Annotated in this window: 18 protein-coding genes, 1 pseudogene and 1 riboswitch; of the genes and pseudogenes, 4 read left to right on the top strand and 15 right to left on the bottom strand. The window is 38.7% G+C overall.

The annotated features are described in order from the left end of the window. Window positions 1–35 precede the first annotated feature (35 nt). The 4 genes from tkt to yneA all read right to left on the bottom strand — a co-directional run bounded on the left by tkt (window position 36) and on the right by yneA (window position 3,561). The gene (gene tkt, locus ACFX4N_RS15020) at window positions 36–2,042 is read right to left on the bottom strand and encodes a transketolase (protein WP_013058774.1); all 2,007 of its coding nucleotides are present in this window, start codon (window positions 2,040–2,042) and stop codon (window positions 36–38) included. 167 nt (window positions 2,043–2,209) lie between these two features. After that, window positions 2,210–2,440 carry a DUF896 domain-containing protein gene (locus ACFX4N_RS15025; protein ID WP_013058775.1) on the bottom strand — a complete coding sequence of 77 codons (231 nt, stop codon included), beginning with the start codon at window positions 2,438–2,440 and terminating at the stop codon, window positions 2,210–2,212. Window positions 2,441–2,509: 69 nt separating this feature from the next. Then, a complete protein-coding gene (locus ACFX4N_RS15030; protein WP_013058776.1) occupies window positions 2,510–3,178 on the bottom strand; it encodes a YneB family resolvase-like protein in 669 nt (222 codons plus the stop codon). 53 nt (window positions 3,179–3,231) lie between these two features. Further along, window positions 3,232–3,561 carry a cell division suppressor protein YneA gene (gene yneA, locus ACFX4N_RS15035; protein WP_013058777.1) on the bottom strand — a complete coding sequence of 110 codons (330 nt, stop codon included), beginning with the start codon at window positions 3,559–3,561 and terminating at the stop codon, window positions 3,232–3,234. Window positions 3,562–3,707: 146 nt separating this feature from the next. Here yneA and lexA point away from each other — a divergent pair, with 146 nt between their 5' ends. The 3 genes and pseudogenes from lexA to ACFX4N_RS15050 form a co-directional block, all read left to right on the top strand. After that, a complete protein-coding gene (lexA, locus tag ACFX4N_RS15040) occupies window positions 3,708–4,325 on the top strand; it encodes a transcriptional repressor LexA (RefSeq protein ID WP_013058778.1) in 618 nt (205 codons plus the stop codon). 211 nt (window positions 4,326–4,536) lie between these two features. Continuing rightward, a complete protein-coding gene (locus tag ACFX4N_RS15045) occupies window positions 4,537–5,982 on the top strand; it encodes a magnesium transporter CorA family protein (protein ID WP_061859456.1) in 1,446 nt (481 codons plus the stop codon). A gap of 32 nt (window positions 5,983–6,014) precedes the next feature. Then, window positions 6,015–6,569, top strand: a pseudogene (locus ACFX4N_RS15050) (glycosyltransferase); the annotation flags it as partial. Window positions 6,570–6,607: 38 nt separating this feature from the next. Here ACFX4N_RS15050 and ACFX4N_RS15055 read toward each other — a convergent pair. From ACFX4N_RS15055 to hflX, 7 genes are all read right to left on the bottom strand, one after another. Next, window positions 6,608–7,585 carry a cation diffusion facilitator family transporter gene (locus ACFX4N_RS15055; RefSeq protein ID WP_013058781.1) on the bottom strand — a complete coding sequence of 326 codons (978 nt, stop codon included), beginning with the start codon at window positions 7,583–7,585 and terminating at the stop codon, window positions 6,608–6,610. A 108-nt stretch (window positions 7,586–7,693) separates the two neighbouring features. Then, window positions 7,694–9,520: an APC family permease gene (locus ACFX4N_RS15060; protein ID WP_013058782.1), complete on the bottom strand. Its 1,827-nt coding sequence runs from the start codon at window positions 9,518–9,520 to the stop codon at window positions 7,694–7,696. A gap of 162 nt (window positions 9,521–9,682) precedes the next feature. Continuing rightward, a riboswitch (cyclic di-AMP (ydaO/yuaA leader) is annotated at window positions 9,683–9,824 on the bottom strand. Window positions 9,825–10,015: 191 nt separating this feature from the next. Next, window positions 10,016–11,050: an N-acetylmuramoyl-L-alanine amidase gene (locus ACFX4N_RS15065; protein WP_029320646.1), complete on the bottom strand. Its 1,035-nt coding sequence runs from the start codon at window positions 11,048–11,050 to the stop codon at window positions 10,016–10,018. Window positions 11,051–11,788: 738 nt separating this feature from the next. Then, complete coding sequence (glnA, locus tag ACFX4N_RS15070) at window positions 11,789–13,123, bottom strand: type I glutamate--ammonia ligase (RefSeq protein WP_013058785.1); 1,335 nt, start codon at window positions 13,121–13,123, stop codon at window positions 11,789–11,791. An 83-nt stretch (window positions 13,124–13,206) separates the two neighbouring features. Then, window positions 13,207–13,614 (bottom strand): MerR family transcriptional regulator, encoded by a 408-nt coding sequence (locus ACFX4N_RS15075; RefSeq protein WP_013058786.1) that lies wholly within the window; start codon window positions 13,612–13,614, stop codon window positions 13,207–13,209. Window positions 13,615–13,805: 191 nt separating this feature from the next. Beyond that, window positions 13,806–15,068 carry a methionine gamma-lyase family protein gene (locus ACFX4N_RS15080; protein ID WP_013058787.1) on the bottom strand — a complete coding sequence of 421 codons (1,263 nt, stop codon included), beginning with the start codon at window positions 15,066–15,068 and terminating at the stop codon, window positions 13,806–13,808. A gap of 14 nt (window positions 15,069–15,082) precedes the next feature. Continuing rightward, entirely contained in the window at window positions 15,083–16,345 is a 1,263-nt protein-coding gene (gene hflX, locus ACFX4N_RS15085) for a GTPase HflX (protein WP_078082127.1), read from the bottom strand. Between the two features lie 277 nt (window positions 16,346–16,622). Here hflX and ACFX4N_RS15090 point away from each other — a divergent pair, with 277 nt between their 5' ends. After that, window positions 16,623–17,234: a trimeric intracellular cation channel family protein gene (locus ACFX4N_RS15090; protein WP_013058789.1), complete on the top strand. Its 612-nt coding sequence runs from the start codon at window positions 16,623–16,625 to the stop codon at window positions 17,232–17,234. Window positions 17,235–17,265: 31 nt separating this feature from the next. Here ACFX4N_RS15090 and spoVK read toward each other — a convergent pair whose 3' ends face one another. The 4 genes from spoVK to mutL form a co-directional block, all read right to left on the bottom strand. Then, window positions 17,266–18,222, bottom strand: coding sequence for a stage V sporulation protein K (spoVK, locus tag ACFX4N_RS15095; protein WP_013058790.1), 957 nt, complete (start codon window positions 18,220–18,222; stop codon window positions 17,266–17,268). A gap of 187 nt (window positions 18,223–18,409) precedes the next feature. Next, on the bottom strand, window positions 18,410–18,634 hold the full coding sequence (gene hfq, locus ACFX4N_RS15100; RefSeq protein ID WP_013058791.1) for an RNA chaperone Hfq: 225 nt from the start codon (window positions 18,632–18,634) through the stop codon (window positions 18,410–18,412). Window positions 18,635–18,666: 32 nt separating this feature from the next. Further along, window positions 18,667–19,617, bottom strand: coding sequence for a tRNA (adenosine(37)-N6)-dimethylallyltransferase MiaA (miaA, locus tag ACFX4N_RS15105; protein WP_050689712.1), 951 nt, complete (start codon window positions 19,615–19,617; stop codon window positions 18,667–18,669). Between the two features lie 100 nt (window positions 19,618–19,717). Beyond that, a complete protein-coding gene (gene mutL / locus ACFX4N_RS15110; protein WP_057273929.1) occupies window positions 19,718–21,595 on the bottom strand; it encodes a DNA mismatch repair endonuclease MutL in 1,878 nt (625 codons plus the stop codon). Between the last annotated feature and the right edge of the window lie 12 nt (window positions 21,596–21,607).

The raw sequence follows: 21,607 nt of genomic DNA on the forward strand, positions 1-21,607 counted from the left end.
GACCACAGGAGTCTGCTCTTTCTTATGAAAAAGAATTATGCATTAAGCAAGCTTTTCACTTTTGCTACTACATTTTCAACTGTAAAACCAAATTCTTTCATGATTGTTTCACCAGGAGCAGATGCACCGAAGTGATTAATACCAAGAACTTGTCCTTCGTCTCCAACATAGCGTTCCCAGCCAAGTGTAGAAGCCATTTCAATACCTAAACGTTTTTTCACTGATTTAGGGATAACACTTTCTTTGTACTCAGCAGATTGCTCTTCGAAACGATCCCATGCAGGCATACTTACTACAGATACGTCAATGCCTTCTGCAGCTAATGCTTTTTGTGCTTCTACTGCTAGGCTTACTTCAGAGCCTGTTGCAAGTATTAATGCATCAGCTTGGTCTTTACCAGCTTTAGATACAACGTACGCACCTTTAGACACGCCTTCGTATGCATTTTCTTTTGTACCTTCAAGCGTAGGCAAGTTTTGACGAGTCAATACAAGCGCCGTTGGGCGGTCAGTTGACTCTAATGCTAGGCGCCATGCAGCAGCTGTTTCATTTGCATCTGCAGGACGAACCACTGAAAGACCTGGCATTGCACGAAGTGATGGCAATTGTTCAATTGGCTCATGTGTTGGGCCGTCTTCTCCAACTGCGATACTGTCATGTGTGAATACATATGTTACAGGAAGCTTCATTAAAGCTGCTAAGCGAATTGCTGGGCGAAGGTAATCAGAGAATACAAAGAATGTTCCTCCGAATACTTTTACACCGCCGTGTAGAGCCATACCGTTTAATGCAGCTCCCATTGCAAATTCACGTACACCGAACCAGATATTACGTCCGCTGTAATCAGCTGCAGTGAAGTCTTCTGAACCTTTAATCATTGTTTTATTTGAGCCAGCTAAGTCAGCTGAACCGCCGAAGAATTGAGGTACAGCTTGTGCTACTGCGTTTAATACTTCTCCCGAAGAAGCACGGCTAGCTAGGCTTGAACCTGTTTCGTATGCTGGAAGCGTTTCTTCCCAGCCTTCCGGTAACTTTCCTTCTACTGCTAGTTCAAATTGACGACCTAGTTCAGGATATTTTTCTTTATACTGTGCAAATACATCGTTCCATTCGTTTTCTTTCTTTTGGCCATCTTCAGCAATTGTAGCTTTGAAGTGAGCATACACTTCTTCTGGCACATAGAAATCTTCTTCAAATGTCCATGCATAAGCTTCTTTTGTTAATTTTGTTTCATCGGAACCTAATGGAGAACCGTGCACGCCAGAAGTACCTGCGTGGTTTGGAGAACCAAATCCGATTGTTGTTTTTACTTCAATTAGCGTTGGGCGTGTTAAATCGCCTTTTGCTTCTTCAATTGCGTTTGCAATCGCTGTCAAGTCATTGCCGTCTTCAACGCGGATTACTTGCCATCCGTAAGCTTTGAAACGATCTTCTACGTTCTCAGAGAACGAGCGATCTAAATCTCCGTCTAAAGAAATATCATTTGAATCGTATAAAACAACTAAACGTCCTAATTTTAAGTGTGCCGCTAATGAAGCTGCTTCAGCAGATACACCTTCCATTAAGTCTCCGTCACCACAAATACCATACGTAAAGTGGTCTACAATTTCTAAACCTTCTTTGTTGTATGTTTCAGCTAAATGACGTTCTGCCATTGCTTTACCAACAGCCATTGCAATACCTTGTCCTAGTGGGCCAGTTGTTGCATCAACACCTGCTGTATGACCGAACTCTGGATGACCTGGTGTTTTACTTCCCCATTGACGGAAGTTTTTAAGGTCTTCAATTGATAAGTCATATCCAGCTAAATGAAGCAAGCTGTATAATAGTGCCGATCCGTGTCCTGCTGATAATACAAAGCGGTCACGGTTGAACCAGTTTGGATTCTTTGGATTGATGTTCATAAATTTTGTCCACAATGTATATGCCATTGGAGCAGCTCCCATTGGCATACCTGGGTGACCTGAATTTGCTTTTTCAATCGCATCGATTGATAAAGTACGAATTGTTGCAATCGAAAGATCTTCAATACGTTGTGTCATACTCTTCATTCCTTTCAAAACTATGTACATATGTTATCATACTAATGATTTGCTTATTTGTACAATACTTGAACCAAAAAAATTTCCACTTTTACAGTTTTTGTGTGCCTTATTAAAAATATACAAAAAACTAGAGGGAACTCTCCCTCTAGTTTTACTAGAACGTCTCAGTGAAGACGCTTCTTTTTACTCTCTTTTAACTTCTTAGGCGTAACATCTTTACCTTCTTCGTCCACAACTTTAATCGTATGAAGGTGATTTGTCATAGATTGTCGGAAAACTTTTAAATATTCCTGACGTAGCTCTTGCTGTTCTTTCGCTTCAGATTCTGTCAGCCCTTCAGCCTTTGCCTTTTTTGAAAGAGCATTAATACGAGCAAGTTTATCTTTTGATAGCATATAAAACCTATCTCCTTATAATCAATAATTAAAATTACCGAACCGTTCCGGCAACATGTAGTCATCTTACTAAATCTCTTTCGTTTTATCAAGAGATTGAGCACTGTCTTGGTACTCTTGATAGCGACGATGTACCGTCGCTTTTGAAATATTATAACCAAAACCTTTTAGCGTAACTGAAATTTCAGCAAAGGTTAAGCCGTTATGACGAAGGCGGACAATTTCTTCAATCGGCGCTTCTTTTTTTTCTCTTCCCGAGTTAACTCCTTGATTTTTTAAATTTTGCTGCGGACGATAACCGTTTTCTACGGCTCTTTTCATTCCTCTTTTAATTTTAGCATTATGTAATTTCCGCTGATGCTCTTCCACTAAGCTAATAATATCTAACACCATTGAATCAGATTCTGAAAGCTGAAGCTGGCCTTGATGACTAATCGTATAGATTGTAGCATTTTCTTTATGAAAAGCATGAAGCAGCGCAATTCGGGCGTTTCCTCTGCCTAATCGTGTTTCGTCTTGAATGAGCAGCACAGATATTTTCTCTTCTTTCATTGTATGAAGAACATCCAAAATACCCTCTCTGTCTACATCATATCCGCTTGCTTTTTCCATCACGACTTTTTTCACCTTTAGATGGTGAAGATCAGCAAGCTTTTTTAATTCTTCTTGCTGGCGCTGTAAAGATGTTTCTTGGGTTTTTTTATCCGTACTGACACGGCAATAAATAATGGCATCCACTTTTATCACGACCTTTTCGGCTTCTAACAATATTCAGGAACGGCCGTTACACACTACTGTTCAATTGCCACTTGATTATGTAACTCTTTTTTTAAAACAGGAATATATAATTTATCTCCAGGAGATAAAGACTGGGCAGTGTCTGAGTTTAAATCATTGACTTCTTCAACCCATTTGACAAATTCATTGGTGGTCAAATGATGGTGATTATGATACTTGTTGGACAAGTCCCAAAGCGTATCTCCTTTTGTAATAGTAACCGTTGAATATTTGTCTAAATCTACTTTATCCGCTCCTAAAACCAGCGTCAATACATATGTAAGTGCAGCGATAACTGCAAAAAAAATAGCGTAATGTTTCATAGAATGTAAGAATTGTTGCATATTATGATCCCCCTATCAGAATATATGTTCTTATTTTAGTGAGAACATTTGTTTCTGTCAATGGAATTCTTCGAACTTATGTTTGTATATTGACACATCACGTGGTATAATTCACCTAAAGAATAGCTAAAATCGAGGTGAAAAATATGAAGCTATCAAAACGTCAACAAGACATACTAGATTTTATTAAGCACGAAGTAAAATTAAAAGGTTATCCGCCTTCTGTTCGCGAGATTGGGGAAGCGGTAGGATTAGCCTCTAGCTCCACTGTACACGGGCATTTAGCTCGTTTAGAAAGCAAAGGGTTAATTCGCAGAGATCCAACAAAACCGAGAGCAATCGAAGTTCTTCAACTAGACGAAGTAAACATCCCTAAAAGCAATGTCATTAATGTTCCTGTTATTGGTAAAGTAACAGCGGGTCTTCCTATAACAGCCGTTGAAAATGTGGAAGAATATTTCCCTCTTCCAGATAAATTCGTTTCTCCAGATGATCATGTATTTATGCTTGAAATTATGGGAGAAAGTATGATTGAAGCAGGTATTCTAGATGGCGATATGGTAATCGTACGTCAGCAGCAAACAGCTAATAATGGAGATATTGTGGTCGCTATGACCGAAGACAACGAAGCAACGGTAAAACGCTTCTTTAAAGAAGAAAATTTCGTTCGTTTACAGCCTGAAAATTCAACGATGGCGCCTATTATTCTTCGCCACGTAACGATTTTAGGAAAAGTAACTGGTGTATATCGCACGATTCACTAATCAGACACTGTATGTAAAACCAACTAATCATGATGTTAGTTGGTTTTTTTACGTTTGTTTTCTAAAAAAATTGGCATATTATAAATGATACGTTGAATCATCGCAGGCAGGTAGAACGGTTTTTATAAAGCTTGTTTTATCCTTTACTTTCTATCTGCATTTCCTCGACTCTTACAAGGAAATACAACCGACTATAAAAAGGATGTAGTTTATGACCAATACACCAAGGAAAACAGAACCATTTCAAACCATTGTACCTACCAAAGCAATGAACATGTTTCTTTTTCCTTTTTCCTTTGACCGAAAAAATAAAGAGCAGCTTGTTCATGCACTGGAAGCAAATTTGTTCGAGTTTTTTTCCATTCAAAACAAACATTTAGAAAAAGAATACTACGGAGAACAATATTACGTATCTCATGATAGCCTGGATCAATATTTTCTTCCTTACATTGAATGCATTCTATTCCCTGACTCGTGCGAAAAAGAAGGGTTGCTTAGATTTTCAAAAAAAATAGACCATACCATTACTTTACACACTTCCTCCACCACCGTGTCTAGCAACGTGCTGTCTGTGGATGTTTTTTTATGTCCTTTTGAAATTGGCGTCATGACCATTCGCACTGAGATGAGCCATAATCATTACACCTATGATGATATTTTAGAGTTCATGAATCATTTTCGTGTATTAGAACCGAAGCTTGCTGAAGAGCATGGATCCACCATTACCTATGAACATCATCGCTATAGCAAAGTGCAAGGTTATATTTTTTCACAGCTCGCGCCATTTTTGAACGAACACATCAAGAAAGAAGCCACACGTGAACAGCACGTTGGGAGCCTTCCTTATTTTATCGATGAACGGATGTTTGTGTTAAGTTATGTAACGGTAAATCAAGAGCAAGAGATTAATTCCACAACTTTATTTCGTACTGGACAGCTAAATAGCTATACGCCTGGCGGGAAAGCGTTTATTTCTGCACACAATCATGAGTATATTAAAACGTATAATACTAAACACGTGTATTCCAGATGGGCTCCTGAAACCTATTACGTCATAACAGACCATGTGTTTTCGTGTATTTCTAAATCGACAGACTCTAAAACGGATCAGCTTTTGATGAATCATCTATTTGGCCAGCATTACTATAATTTATTTTTACATTTTTTCTATAAAATCGTGTTGCTAAAACTATCTTATGAATATTCTCAGCTCACGTTTCATAAAAATTCAGAGGGCATTGAACGACTAATCCGCTCTATTACCGTGTTTTCAGGTAAATATTTGTTTTTAGAAATTAGCTCTCGCACAGAAGGTCAAGAGTTTTCTGAGCTCTTTAAAAAAATCTTTCATATCAATTCTCTTTATCAAGAAGTCAAAGAAACCCTTGGTACTTTGTACCAAAATCAAGAGAAAATCGCAGCCAAGCGTCACAATTACTTATTATTAATTTTAACGATTTACACGGTTCTTTCCGGTATTTACGGAATGAATTTAGTTATTAGCAAACTAAAGGGAAACATCCATTGGGATAGTATGAAGCAGTTTTCTATCTTTGAATATATCGCTTTAATAGTAGCTCTATCAGGAATTCTGATCAGCATTAGTCTCGGAGTGAGTTCCCTATGGAATTTATTAAAAGATCGGTTTAAAACATAAAAGCTGTTCGCATACGTATGGATGCAAACAGCTTTTTAAATTATATGTCCGATATCGAAATCCCTAAAGACACGGGAGATTTTCGTATTATCGACCGAAAAGTAGCGGATGTATTCAAAAAAATGACTGAACGCAATCGTTTTGTACGAGGAATGATGTCTTGGATTGGCTTCAGGCAAACATATGTAGAATATGAGTGCGATGAACGCTTTGCTGGTGAAACAAAATATCCTTTAAAAAAGATGATCAAGTTTGCTTCAGATGGAATTATTGGGTTTTCAACGAAGTTTTTGCGTTTAGTAATGATTATTGGCTGGTTATCGGTTTTTGTATCACTTTTAGTTTTAAGTTATTCGATTGTTGTTTGGCTGATAGGTAAAAACATTCAGCCTGGCTGGACTTCTATTATGATAGCTATCACCTTCTTTAGCGGTATTCAGCTACTTGGCTTAGGACTAGTCGGACAATACATCGCAAGAATTTACGATGAAAGTAAAAATAGACCTATTTACGTTGTACGTGAAACCATTAACTTCTCGAAAGCTTCAACAGATTCTCCAAACGTACGTGAAAAAGTATATAGCTAAAAAAACAAGGAAGAAAACAGCTGTTTTCTTCCTTGTTTTTATTCTTTTTGAAGCTGTAAATCACTTGGCACCCAGTCCGGAATTCCATCATCTTCATCAAATTCAATAATGACATCCGTTACTCCTTTTTCCTGTAAAATACGATTTTCCAGACGATCTTTAATATCATCAGCTTCTGCCACTGTTAAAACAGGATCAATTTCTACTTTTAATTCAACGTGAAGCTCTTCTCCTTCTTTCATCACCATTAACGTTTGAATATCACGCACTTGTACATCTTGCATGACAATCGCGCCAATTTTCATTTCCATTTCTTTATCCGCTTCGCCAAGCGCTCCAGCAGCATTATCTAAAAAGACTCGTCCTACTACAAAAAACATCATAAGACCAATTAAAATAGAAGCAATTCCTTCAGCTTGATGAAAAGGCGTAAATCGCGAAATAAAAACGGCGATTAAAGCCAATACGCCTCCTCCAGTAGCTACCAGATCTTCCATAAAAACAAGTTTAGTTGCTGGCTTGGCTTTCTTTAAATGAACAAAGCTTTGCGCAAAAACATTTGTTTCTGCAGGGTTTATCCCCACATCGTGCAAAATTTCTTTCATTGCCTTAAATAGAACAAACATTTCAAGTAACACCGAGATGCCAAGTACTGCAATATTTAAAATAAAGCCTGAAGACTTCGTCGGATGAAGAATGTGGTGATATCCTTCTTTAATCGTTTCAAACGCCATAATTCCTACTACAAGAACCGCTCCTAATAGAACAAGATTAACCAATCGGCCAAATCCGTTTGGAAATCGTTTGGTCGGGGCTTTTTTACTTAATGCCGAACCTATAAAAACAAAAAACTGATTTGCTGCATCCCCTAAGCTGTGCATCGTTTCAGCAAACATCGCTACATTCCCTGTTAAAGCGAAAGCAATCCCTTTAATAATGGAAATAATAGTATTCACTATAGCGGCCATCATGGCCGATTTATTTCCTTTTCGCAATAACTTAATTAATTCACTCATACAATCCCTCCGTTTGCGCCTTTATGAGATTCGATTACGGTTAGTGTATGTGAATTTAAAAATTAAAAACCTCCAACATACAAGTTGGAGGTTTTTAGTCATGTTTCATTATTTTTTAAAACGGTACGGTACAGTTGTAACGATTACGTTTTTACGGTAAAGCAAATGTGCTTTTAACAGCAGACTGGACTGATTGTGAAGGATATTTTGCCAGCTTTTTTTCGTAATGAATTGTGGAATAACGACCGTAATAGCCATATTGTTTTCCCGCGCTTTTTCCTCGGCCATATCAATGAATCGAAACAGCGGCCGCACTAAGCTGCGGTATTGAGAATGAAACGTAACAATACGAATATCAGGCTGCCACTTCTCCCACTTCTCTTCCATTCTCTTTTCGCTTTCTCGATCAAAGGCCACATGCACTGCAATAACGGTATCGCCAATCGTTCTTGCATAATTTAATGAATTTTCTACTACCTTTGTCATTCCTGCTACAGGAACAATGACCACACTTCCTTCAAGCTTTCCAATCTTTTCTCCTTGCTTAATGCGAAGCTGCTCTCCTACCGCTTCATAATGCGTATGAATGCGATGAAAAATATAGACAATAACCGGTAAGAAAATGAGCACGGACCATACTTGTGAAAACTTCGTTGTAAACAAAATGATTAGCACAGTTAAGGTAATAAGCGCACCAATTAAGTTAATGGTTAGCTTTCCTTGCCAGCCGGCCGGCTTTTCTCTAAGCCATTTGACAATCATGCCTGTTTGAGAAAGCGTGAATGGAATGAACACTCCAACTGCATAAAGAGGGATTAATTGTTCAGTCGCTCCTTTAAAAGCTACAATTAAGACAATAGAAGCAATTCCAAGGGTCACAATTCCATTTGAATAGCCTAGTCGATCGCCACGAATTTGAAACATTCTTGGCATGTATTTATCAGACGATAAGTTGACAGCCAGCAAAGGGAAAGCTGAAAAGCCCGTATTCGCTGCTAGCACTAGAATTAGAGCTGTTGTGCCTTGAATAAAATAATAAAATCCATTTCGTCCAAACACACTCGATGCAATTTGTGATACAACCGTTTCATCTGCTTTTGGAGAAATGCCAAGCCAATAAGCTAAAAACGTGATGCCCGAAAATAAAACGGCTAAAATACCGCCCATCAGCATTAATGTATGAACAGCATTTTTTGCACCTGGCTCTTTAAAGTTAGGCACTGCATTTGAAATAGCTTCTACACCTGTCAATGCCGAACAGCCTGACGAAAAAGCTTTTAATAATAAAAACAAACTAATACCTGGCACTACTGTACCGAGAGATGGATGAAGCTCAGGTGAAACTTGACCTGTCGCTATTTTAAACAAGCCTACCGCTATTAACAAAATAAGAGCAATAACAAATAAATAAACCGGATAAGCTAATACAGAAGCGGATTCTGTTACACCACGTAAATTTAAAACGGTAATAAAAATCACCAGCAAACACGCAATTACTACATTGTAATGATGCAGCGTTGGAAAAGCCGAAGTTAAAGCATCGGTTCCTGCTGAAACACTCACGGCAACTGTTAAAATATAATCTACTAACAGTGACCCCCCAGCGATAAGCCCAGGATTTTCTCCTAAATTGGTTTTCGAAACAATATAAGCTCCTCCGCCTTGCGGATACGCATAAATAATTTGACGATATGAAAGAATTAAAGCCGTCAGGAGTACCAATACCCCAATCGCAATTGGAATCGAATACCAATAGGCAAGGACGCCGACTGTTGCAAGTACAATCAAAATTTGTTCTGTTCCATAAGCCACTGAAGATAAGGCATCTGAAGATAAAATAGCCAGTGCTTTAAGCTTACTAAGCTTTTGATCGCCTAACTCTTTTGTTTTAAGCGGCTTTCCAATCAATAATCTTTTGAGAACTGAATAGTTCACGCAATTTCCCTCCGATGATTGCCTAGCTACTATTTACTATTCATTGCTAAGCTCCGTTACAAGTTCACGAACAAGTGATATCATTCCTAAAAAATACCTTTTTATGTTAAAAAAGCGCACAAAAAAAACACTAAGGGTTCTCAGCGTTTTTACACAGCTTAAACCTCCTCTCCAAAACGCTTATGGGGTTAGCTGTCGGATTCGGGCTATGAGAGTAGCCCTACCTTTAAAAAAAGGATTCACCCCAAGTGACAATGCACAAATTTGGGTCCCCCACTTCTGACGAATTAAGCGATAACAGGTCAATATAATTTTCGGTTAAAGGGTATGATCGATAACATGTTTCTTTCATAACTATCCTTTGTTCTTAGATAATATACTCCCGTACAAATGGTTTGTAAAGCATTATTTTACGTAAACCATAAAATAGTACTTAAGGCGCTTTTAACAGAAAAACAAAAGGCCTTCTGCTCGCTTACAGAAGACCTTTTTGCTTTAACTTTTTGCTTTTAAAACGGCTGCTAGCTTGTTTTTCGTTTGAGGACCATAAATGCCATCTACATCATAAGGAAGATACACAAGCTGAAAACGTCTTACTGCATCTTTCGTTTGAACTCCATATATTCCGTCTACTGACCCTACTTTAAAATTAACTGCGTTTAATGCTCTTTGAAGCTGTTTCACGGCTTCTCCAGAATCACCTTGCTTTAAAATTCCATTGGGAAGTGGATATTGTTCAGCAGGTGGTGTTGGAGATGGGTTTGGTGAAGTCCCTGAAGGAATAACAATTGTTTTTCCAACCTGTAGTGTTAAAGGATCAGAAAGCCCTGTATTCGCTTCTTGAAGCGCTTGTACTGTTATATTGTACTTCTGTGCAATACTGTACAGCGTATCTCCTTGCTTGATCGTATACGTTTTTGTACCTGGTTCAGAAGGTGATGGATTTGGTGTTGGTGTTGGATTTGGGTTTGGAACTGCACGACGGGGTAAATTCAAATAGACGGCAATTCCTTTTGCATACGATTCACCCATGCTTTTTAAAAAAGCTTCGTTTTGGAGAAGTGCTGCATCGGTGCGGTTATCAATAAAAGCTATTTCAGTTAGTACTGCGGGCATATTTGTTAAGCGAAGCACCGCATAATTGGCTGACTTTCGACCGCGATTCGGATGATTATACGATAGCAGCGTTGGCTGTACTTGGCCGTGGACAATTGATTGAAACGTTTTACTGGCATTGCTAGCGCTTCTGTAAACATAATCTTCGTACCCTGTTCCTCCACCGGCATTTACGTGAATAGACATAAATGCATCTGCTCCCCACGAATTAGCTTGAGAAGCGCGCTGAGATAACGATAAAAAAGTATCTGTGGTACGAGTGGTTTTAATCGTAAAGTCACTGTAGGTGCTATTTAAATAGCTTATTAAATATTGTTGAATTTTTAAAACTAAGTTTTTTTCATACAGTCCATTCGCTCCAACTGCTCCTGCATCTGCCCCACCATGTCCTGCATCAAGATAGATTTTTTTCATATTACTTGTCCCTCCTTATTGTTAACATATGCACGGGGGCAAAAAGTGCTACGTATACTAGCCTAGCAGGTGAAAAATCACTAAAAAAAGACCCGCTGCCTAATGGCAACGGGTTATTCTGCTTTATAGACAGAATACTGAATAAGGATAGCTCTCAAGGAGTGACAGCTATATGCAGAGTGTTGATTCGTTGATTAAATGATAATAATTATCATTTTCATTTAAAGTATACACTACAAGGAAAGTTTTGTCTATTCTATTATCGTCATAAGCCTATTTAAAAAGAAGAACACCTACAACAATGAGAATAATCCAAATTGGAATGCTTATTAAAATTCCTATGACCAAACCTTTAAAGAAATTTCCTTCTTTCATTTTCCTTACATTCCTCTCCAACAGTATTTTCTATCGATACTGTGCCTGGCTGAAAATTCTCTGAAGTTATACTGAAATACAGTGCAGAGTGAACACATAAACAATCTCTCTATCTGTTATACACTACTTTTACATATAGATTCAATGAGACAAAAAGATTATCCTTTTTAATTCATATAACCAAATTCTTTCCTGTATATAACAAAACAATAAAAAGCCTCCCGTAAATTATACGACAGGCAGCTATACTTGTTTTATGAACAGCTTAGTTCGATATTTAATATACGCATGCAGAATATTATTCATTTTGAAAAACAAAAAAGTCCGAGAGAACGTATAAACGATCTCTCGGACTTTTAGGAATTAATATTGGCTCATGTATTGGTCACGTTCCCAAGGATGAACTTGTGTACGGAACATATCCCATTCGATTTCTTTCGCTTCAACGAAGTGCTCTGCTAAGTGTTCACCTAATGCAGAAACCATAACTTCGTTTGATTGGAAGCTATCTAAAGCTTGAGCTAATGTTGCAGGTAAATCTACGATACCTTCTTCAATACGCTCTTCTTTTGTCATTACATAGATATTACGATCGATAGGTTTTGGAGCTTCAAGGTTGTTCTTGATTCCATCTAAACCAGCTTTTAATAGAACAGCCATTGCTAAATATGGGTTAGCAGCTGGGTCTACGCTACGTACCTCAACACGAGTTCCTACGCCGCGAGAAGCTGGAATACGGATTAATGGGCTACGGTTGCGGGCAGACCATGCAACATAACAAGGAGCCTCATATCCAGGCACTAGACGCTTATAAGAGTTTACAGTAGGATTTGTTACTGCTGTAAAGCTATGTGCGTGCTTGATGATACCTGCGATAAATTGACGAGCAGTATCACTTAGCTCTAGATTACCGTTTTCATCATAAAATGCGTTTTGACCATCTTTAAATAATGAAACGTTACAGTGCATACCTGAACCATTCACACCAAATAATGGTTTTGGCATAAATGTAGCATGTAAGCCATGTTTACGTGCAATTGTTTTTACAACAAGTTTGAACGTTTGGATATCATCACAAGCTTTTAATGCAGCAGCATATTTGAAGTCAATCTCGTGTTGTCCAGGAGCTACCTCATGGTGAGATGCTTCAATTTCAAAGCCCATTTCTTCAAGCTCTAATACGATGTCACGACGGCAGTTTTCACCAAGGTCAGTTGGCGCTAAGTCGAAGTAGCCACCTTTATCATTTAATTCTAATGTAGGTTCGCCTTTTTCGTCTAATTTGAATAAGAAGAACTCTGGCTCAGGTCCAAGGTTAAAATCAGTAAATCCTAACTCTTCCATCTCTTTTAACACACGTTTTAAGTTATTACGTGGATCGCCATCAAACGGAGTTCTATCTGCATTGTAGATGTCACAAATAAAACGTGCTACTTTACCTTTTTCAGATGTCCAAGGGAAAATAACAAATGTATCAATATCCGGGAATAGGTACATATCTGATTCTTCAATACGCACAAACCCTTCAATAGAAGAACCGTCAAACATCATTTTGTTGTCTAACGCTTTTTCTAATTGACTTACTGGAATTTCAACGTTTTTAATTGTTCCTAAAATGTCAGTGAACTGAAGACGAATATACTTTACATTCTCTTCTTGAACTTTGCGGAAAATATCTTCTTTTGTGTACTTTGCCATCGTGTGATCCTCCCCTAAATCTCTATATAATATTTATAATCTATACCCCTCATATACGAACGGCATAAATATTGATAACTTTATTAATGAAAGAACCTGGACATATCTCCTTGATTTAAAGTTGCTCGATTAAAACGGCCTGCTTGCATAAGTTCTGCACGAAGCATTTTTCGCAATTCATCGTCCGTTAATTCTGGCTTTGCTGTTGCTGCCACAACTTTTTCTTCTTGCTTATGCCCTTTTTGCTCCTTTTGAAGATGAAACAGCTGTTTTACACCTGCTAAGTTTACACCTTGTTCAATAAGATCACGGATTTCAAGCAGCTTATCAACATCGTTAAATGAGAATAATCGTCGATTTCCCTCTGTTCTTACTGGTGCAACTAATTCATGTTCTTCATAGTAGCGAATTTGGCGAGCCGACAACTCAGTTAACTGCATCACAATTCCAATTGGGAAAAGTGGCGTATTTCTTCGAATGTTGTCACTCATTTCAGTTCCTCCTTTGGATTAACTATTTACATTGTATGCTATGTTAGTTCACCTGTCAACCGAATGTTAGTAATTCTAACATAAATTTTTCTGAACATTTCTTCTATACAAATAAATAGCACTTCGTTTATTTTTATAAGCCTATCTTTTCTTTCTTAGCGGGGAGAAAAATAGTCTTTCTATCTTATATTTTATAAAAGTTCTTTCGTCAGCATTTGATCTACTGCCATACATATTGCTACTTTTACGTGAGCATACGTTAACCCACCCTGCACGTAAGCGACATATGGAGGCCTGATAGGCCCATCTGCCGTCAGCTCGAGGCTTGCTCCTTGTATAAACGTTCCTGCTGCCATAATCACATCATCTTCGTACCCTGGCATATAAGCAGGATAGGCTGTTACGTGTGAATTAATTGGCGAAGCGAATTGAATAGCCTGACAAAAAGAAACCATTTTATCGCGGTCATCGAACTGCACGGATTGAATTAAATCCGTTCGTTCACTGTTCCACTTCGGTTCACTTTGCATCCCTAGTTCTTCAAACATAGCGGATGAGAAAACCGCTCCTTTTAATGCTTGACCGACTACGTGCGGCGCCAAGAAGAATCCTTGATACATTTCTTGTAAGCTATAAAGCGTCGCTCCAGCTTCTGCACCGATTCCAGGAGTTGTCATTCGGTATGAACAAGCCTCCACTAAATCTTTGCGTCCTGCAATATAACCGCCGATTTTAGCAAGGCCTCCACCGGGGTTCTTAATAAGCGACCCTGCCATCAAATCTGCTCCTACATGCGTTGGCTCGATTGTTTCTACAAATTCACCGTAGCAGTTATCAACAAATACTGTAACGTCAGGCTTAATACTCTTTACAAAAGAAATCATTTCTTTTATTTGCGCGACTGTAAAAGAAGGACGAATGCCGTAACCTTTTGAGCGCTGAATGCCTATCATCTTTGTGTGCTCATGAATAGACGCTTTCACTTCCTCAAAATCCACTTGACCTTGCGCTGTTAAATCTACTGATTTATAGCTAATATTATATTCTTTTAAAGAGCCTACGCCGCTTCCTCGTATACCAACAATTTCTTCAAGGGTGTCATAAGGCTTTCCGGTTATATATAATAGTTCATCTCCAGGACGCAGTACACCAAACAGCGATATGCCGATTGCGTGCGTACCTGAAATAATTTGCGGACGCACCAGGCAAGCTTCTGTTCCAAAAACGTCCGCGTATACTTTCTCCAACGTATCGCGGCCTAGATCGTCATATCCATACCCCGTTGTCGGATTAAAATGTGAATCACTCACTCGATTTTGCTGAAAGCTTTGCAGCACCCGAAATTGATTTGCTTCAATGCGCTCGTCAATTTTCTCATGCACGGGCTTAATTTGTTTTTCTACTTTTGCAGCAAGTTCTCGAATGCGTGCCCCGTTTTTTAACTGATCAAACATCATTTCTTTGTTCCTCAACTTTCTTCAAGCGTTTGTAGCTTTTTGTAAAGGGGATGCTCTTTTGCAATATACCCTTTGCACTGATACTTCTCAGTTTCTTCATTGAATTTTAACGACTCAACAATAGAGACCGTTTTGAGTTCAGCGAGCATTTTCCCTTCATAAGCCGGCAGCAGCACATGAAAAAACGCCATTTCTTTTTTCATTTCTTCTTGAATTCTTTCCCCAAGCTTCACTAAATCAGCGGCTTTAAAAGCGCTCATTGATAACGATGTCGAAGCGGATGGGACAAATAGTTCATGCTGCATATCTTCTTTATTGTAAACTGTCAGCATCGGAATGTCCGTTACGTTCAGCTCTTCTAGTAAGCGATGCACTGTTTTTTCGTGGTTGTTGTAATCTGGATTAGATGAATCTACCACGTGCAGAACAAGGTCAGCTTCGGTTACTTCTTCAAGTGTTGAACGGAACGCGGCTACTAACGTTGTTGGAAGATCTTGAATAAATCCAACCGTATCCGTTAACAGAGCCGTTAATCCTGACGGAAGCGTATACTGTCTTGTCGTTGGATCAAGAGTTGCAAACAGCTGATTTTCTTCAAAAATACCAGCTTCTGTTAAACGGTTAAAGATCGTCGATTTACCAGCGTTCGTATAGCCCACAATTGCAATTTGATAGACATGATTACGCTTACGTCTTTCTCGATAACGTTCGCGGTGACTTACCACTGTCTTTAACTGACGCTTAATTTCATCAATTTTACGGCGAATATGTCTACGGTCGCTTTCAAGTTTCGTTTCACCAGGACCTCTTGTTCCAATTCCGCCTCCAAGACGCGATAAAGCGGTACCTTGTCCTACTAACCTAGGTAGCAGATAATTTAATTGAGCAAGTTCCACCTGCATTTTTCCTTCTCGCGTTTGAGCACGCTGTGCGAAGATATCCAAAATCAGCTGCGTGCGGTCAATAATACGCGCAGATAACCCTGCTGACAAATTGCGGATTTGACTCGGTGACAATTCATCATTAAATACAATTAAATCAGGCTCTAACTCTTCTTCAAGAGCTACAAGTTCTTCTACTTTCCCTTTTCCAATATAAGTAGCTGGATGAATGCGATCGCGCTTTTGCGTTAACCTTACCAGCACTTCGCCTTTTGCAGTCTCAGTTAAAGATGCTAGCTCATCCATTGAATATTCAAAACGTTCGTCATCGTCATGAAGCTGACATCCGACTAAAATTACGCGTTCAAGTTCAGTATTCATTTCTGCTGTCAAAGATTTTTCCTTCCCTTACTATTAAATTGACAAATCATTCATATCATATCAAAAAAATGTCCATTTCTCCATCTTTGCAAAAGAGACAGAATACATTGTCTTTTACTAGTTTAACACCCTTTTTAAAATCTATAAAACGATGATTAAAAAAACATTGAAATATCACGAAATTCTGTATACAATTTGAATTGGTTTACTTATCGAAATTTGAATCAGGCTGCCTGATTTTAAAATAATAGTCGCTACTTGGTGAAAACAGAATAAAGGGGATAGCATCATGACTTGGGACGTACTTAGCATTATTGGAACGATTGCTTTTGCAATCAGCGGAGCTTTCATTGCCATGGAAGAGGAATATGATATTTTAGGCGTTTACATACTCGGAATCGTAACGGCTTTTGGCGGAGGAGCCATTCGAAACCTGCTTATCGGTGTACCGGTGTCTGCCCTTTGGGAACAAGGACTCTTTTTTCAGATTGCTTTATTATCTATCACTGCCACTTTTTTATTTCCAAACAATATCTTAAAACATTGGAAGCGATGGGGAAACTTTTCGGATGCCATTGGCCTTGCAGCATTCGCGATTCAAGGAGCACTTTATGCCACTCATATGAACCATCCGCTTAGCGCGGTTATTGTAGCTGCGGTCTTAACAGGAAGCGGCGGGGGGATTATCCGAGATTTATTAGCACGCCGAAAGCCTACTGTTCTTAAAGATGAAATTTATGCGGTATGGGCGATTATCGCAGGATTTAGCGTGGGGCTGCATATTACAAATACGCCTGTAGAACTTTATACGTTATTTATCTTACTTGTAGGTCTTCGGATGTGTTCATATATTTACAAATGGCGCCTGCCGATCAAAACGATTCGACAGCCAAATATGTAGAAAAAAGCCTTTCATGACGAAAGGCTTTTTTTTACAGCTGAATATCGCTTGACGTTAAAGTTAGAAGCTCGTTGCGCTCATAGCTTTCTTCTTCTAAAAGCCGCATGGATTGAGTGCGTATGGAACGTTCGATAATGTTTCGCACATATCTACCGTTACTAAAATCCCTAGGCGTCTGATTGTACTTCACGTCCATGAAATGATCTTTTAGCTTTTTATAGGCCTCTGTACTAAACTGATACTGTCTGTCATTCATCATGTGACCGGCAATGTCCATCAGTTCATTGACATCATAATCCGGAAAATCAAAAATAAACGGAAACCTAGAGCGCAGTCCTGGATTAAGACTTAAGAAATTTTCCATTTCTCTTGGATAACCAGCTAAAATCAATACAAACTTATCATTTGAATCTTCCATATGTTTGACCAATGTATCAATCGCTTCTTTTCCAAAATCTTTTTCTCCCCCTCTTGCAAGAGAATAAGCCTCATCAATAAATAAAATACCTCCAAGCGCTTTTTTTACAAGATCTCTCGTTTTCTGAGCCGTATGACCAATGTATTCTCCAACTAAATCTGCCCGCTCTGCTTCAATTAAATGTCCTTTGGACAAGATGTTCATATTCAAAAATAATTTACCTAGCAGGCGGGCTACCGTCGTTTTCCCTGTTCCTGGATTTCCTTTAAACATCATATGCAGCGCCTGCTTTCCCGCTTTTAAGCCCTGTTCCTCTCTTTTTTTGTTAATATATAACCACGCATATATTTCTTTTATCATTTTTTTCAACTCTTCCATTCCAACCAGTCCGCTCATTTCTCGTTCAATTTCCCGAAGCGGCTCATGATTTATCACAGCTTTTTTGGCAGGACGCGGAATTGATGTCGTATACGATTTTTCCTTTTTTGTTTCATTATTTAAAATGATATTAATTTGCCCATTATTTTTAAGAGTTATCGGCTGCTCCACCATGTTCACCTCTCGTTTCATCCCACTTCTCTGTATCGCATAGCTGCATGCGATGAACGATACGAAGACAATGATCTCTTATTACCGAAGAAATAATCGTCTATTATAAGGTTTATGTTCGATGAGTAAAAACAATGTTAAGAAACTTTTTTAAGCCTTTATTTGCATAAAAAAAGCATCCGAATATGCGGATGCTTCTCATTAATCTCTATTCAAGTTCTACTGTAATATTTTTATTTGGTACAAATGTCGAAATAGCATGTTTATAAATCAGCTGCTGTTTTCCTTCAGATTCAATTAACACAGTAAAGTTATCAAATCCTTTAATTAGTCCTCTTAATTGAAAACCATTTAAAAGAAATACCGTCACATAGATATTTTCTTTACGTAATTGATTTAAAAATTGGTCTTGAATATTAACTGATTGTTTCATTATTCGGCCTCCTCGTTTCTCTATCTGTTTACTTAATTCGCTTCTTTCTTCAGCTTTCCTGCAATATATGTAAAAATTTCAGCAAACTTTTCGGGAAATTTGTCAACTTCCATCTCTATCCATTTTACAGGCATTTTATTTCGAAACCACGTTAACTGACGCTTTGCATATCTGCGTGAATTTTGTTTCAACTGTTCAACGGCTTCTTCGAGCGTACAGCGTCCTTCAAAATAAGCATACAGCTCTTTATAGCCGATAGCTTGAATTGATTGTACATCATGCAGACCACTTTCGTACAATGATTTGACTTCATCAAGCAGTCCAGCCTGCATCATCATATCGACTCGGTGATTAATTCTCTCATATAATACGTCTCTATCCATTGTAAGTCCAATAATGCTTACGTCATATAATAACTCTTGCGACTGTTCTTTTGTATAGTCACTGAATTTTTTGCCGGTTACTTCATAAACTTCAAGCGCTCTGATTACACGGCGATGGTTATTTTTATGGATAGCAGCTGCACTGTCTGGGTCAATTTCTTTTAGCTTTTCATAGAGGGGATCAATGCCATGAGCTTTAATAAATACTTCCATTCGTTCACGAACTTTTTCATCACTAGGAGTTTCTGTGAACTGATAATCATAAATAACGGATTGAATATAAAGACCCGTCCCTCCAACAATCATCGGCATTTTTCCTCTAGCATGAATATCATCGATTTGTTTTCTTACAATCTCTTGAAATTCTGCCACAGAAAACGATTCATCTGGCTCCTTAATATCGATCAGGTAATGGGGAATACCCTGCATCTCTTCTTCTGACACCTTTGCTGTTCCGATATCCATCCCTTTATAAATTTGCATGGAATCACCTGAAATAATTTCTCCGTCTAACTGTTTGGCAAGTTCAATGCTCAATTTTGTTTTACCAACCGCAGTTGGTCCAATAATGACAATAAGTTTGGGTTTCTCTCCCGTCATAACAACACTACTTTCATCTATAGGCATTCACATCATTCCATTTTATCCAAATGGCCATGATTTATTCAACAAAACGGCTAGCTGCAGCTAGCCGCATTGCCTACATCACTCGCTTAAACATTTTTTCCATTTCATACGTCGAATGATGAATAATAATTGGTCGTCCGTGCGGACACGTAAATGGATCTGTTGTTTTTCTCAACGTTTCAAGTAAAGCAAAAATCTCATCGTTTCGCAAATGATGATTCGCTTTAATCGATCCTTTACAGCTCATCATAATAGCCGCTTCTTCTCGTAACTTTTCGATATTGACTCGTTTCATCGTAAAGATTTGCTGAATCATTTCTTCAATGGTTTCCTGTTCCTCTCCTTTTGGAAACCACTGCGGATGCGAACGAACTATATAGGAGTTTTGTCCAAACGGTTCTAAAAAGACTCCTACTTCAGCAAGAATGTCTTTGTATTCTTCTAAAATCAAGGCTTCATTTCCCGAGAACTCTAGCGTAAGCGGCATAAGCAGTTCTTGAACTTCTGAATCTACTTCTCCAAGCTTTCGCTTAAAATATTCGTACTTAATTCTCTCCTGCGCCGCGTGCTGATCAATAATAAATAATCCTTTTTCATTTTGTGCCAAAATATACGTTCCGTGCATTTGGCCAATTGGGTACATCGCAGGAACACGCGGTTCTGGCCGCTCTTTGGCTGAATGGCTCGGTTCTGGAATAGGAGCGTTTTCTTCCACCGATTCTTCATAGTGTTCTATTTCTCGAAACGTTGGTTCGAGTTCTTCATCTTGACGTATGACCTCTTTTTTAACAGGCGGCATGATCTCGTCTACACGAGCGGGAGCCTCCTTAAGGCTAGGCTCGCGAACCATGTCAGACGGCTGATAGCCAGACGGTTTAGACCGATGATCAAATGTAAAGGTCTGCTGCTCAGTTGGCTGAACAGCTGATTTTGACTTAGTTGGTACTACAGCATCCGGAATTAACTGCTGCTTTTTAAAAGCAGCTTTCACTCCTTGTTCAATAAGTTCAAACAGCTCCGCTTCCTTACTTAAGCGCACTTCTAGTTTCGCTGGATGAACATTCACGTCCACTAACAAAGGGTCCATTGTAATGGTTAAAAACACGATTGGAAAACGGCCGATAGGTAAAAGGGTATGATAGCCCTGCTGTACCGCTTTTAACAGCCCGTAGTTTTTAACAAACCGACCGTTAATAATGGTCGACATGTAGTTACGAGAAGCTCTTGTAATTTCAGGAAGAGCGACGTAACCACTCACTTCATAATCAAGAGACTGAACGTTAATCGGAATCATTTTTCTGGCCACTGCCATTCCATAAATAGCTGCAAGCACTTGACGCACATCTCCGCTTCCGTTCGTATACAGAAGCTGTCTTCCTTGATGCATCAGCCGAATTGAAACTTCAGGATGAGACATCGCAAGGCGATTGACTACGTCCGTTACGTTACCAAGCTCCGTGTTTACCGTCTTCATATATTTTAAACGTGCAGGTGTGTTGAAAAATAAGTTTTCAATAACAAGTTCGGTACCTTTTCGACTTGACGTTAATTCGTGATGAACGATTTCTCCGCCTCTAAGTTTAAGATGAGTGCCGGCTTCTTCTCCCGTACTCGTTTTGAGTTCAAGCATTGAAACCGAAGCAATACTTGGCAAAGCTTCACCGCGAAATCCTAACGTTCGAATTCGAAATAAATCTTGCTCTGTTTTGATTTTACTTGTCGCATGTCTTTTAAAAGCGGTCAAGCAGTCTTCAGAAGCAATGCCGTCTCCATTATCCAATATACGAATTTTTGAAAGCCCAGCTTCTTCTAGCTCAATTTCAATAACTGTACTGTTTGCATCAATAGCATTTTCGACTAGTTCTTTCACCACCGAAGCAGGTCGTTCAACAACCTCTCCGGCAGCAATTTTATTTGAAAGTTCGTCTGAAAGCTGCACAATTTTACCCACAGACTCACTCCT

Source organism: Priestia sp. YIM B13551 (assembly GCF_042787905.1).
Lineage (GTDB): Bacteria > Bacillota > Bacilli > Bacillales > Bacillaceae_H > Priestia.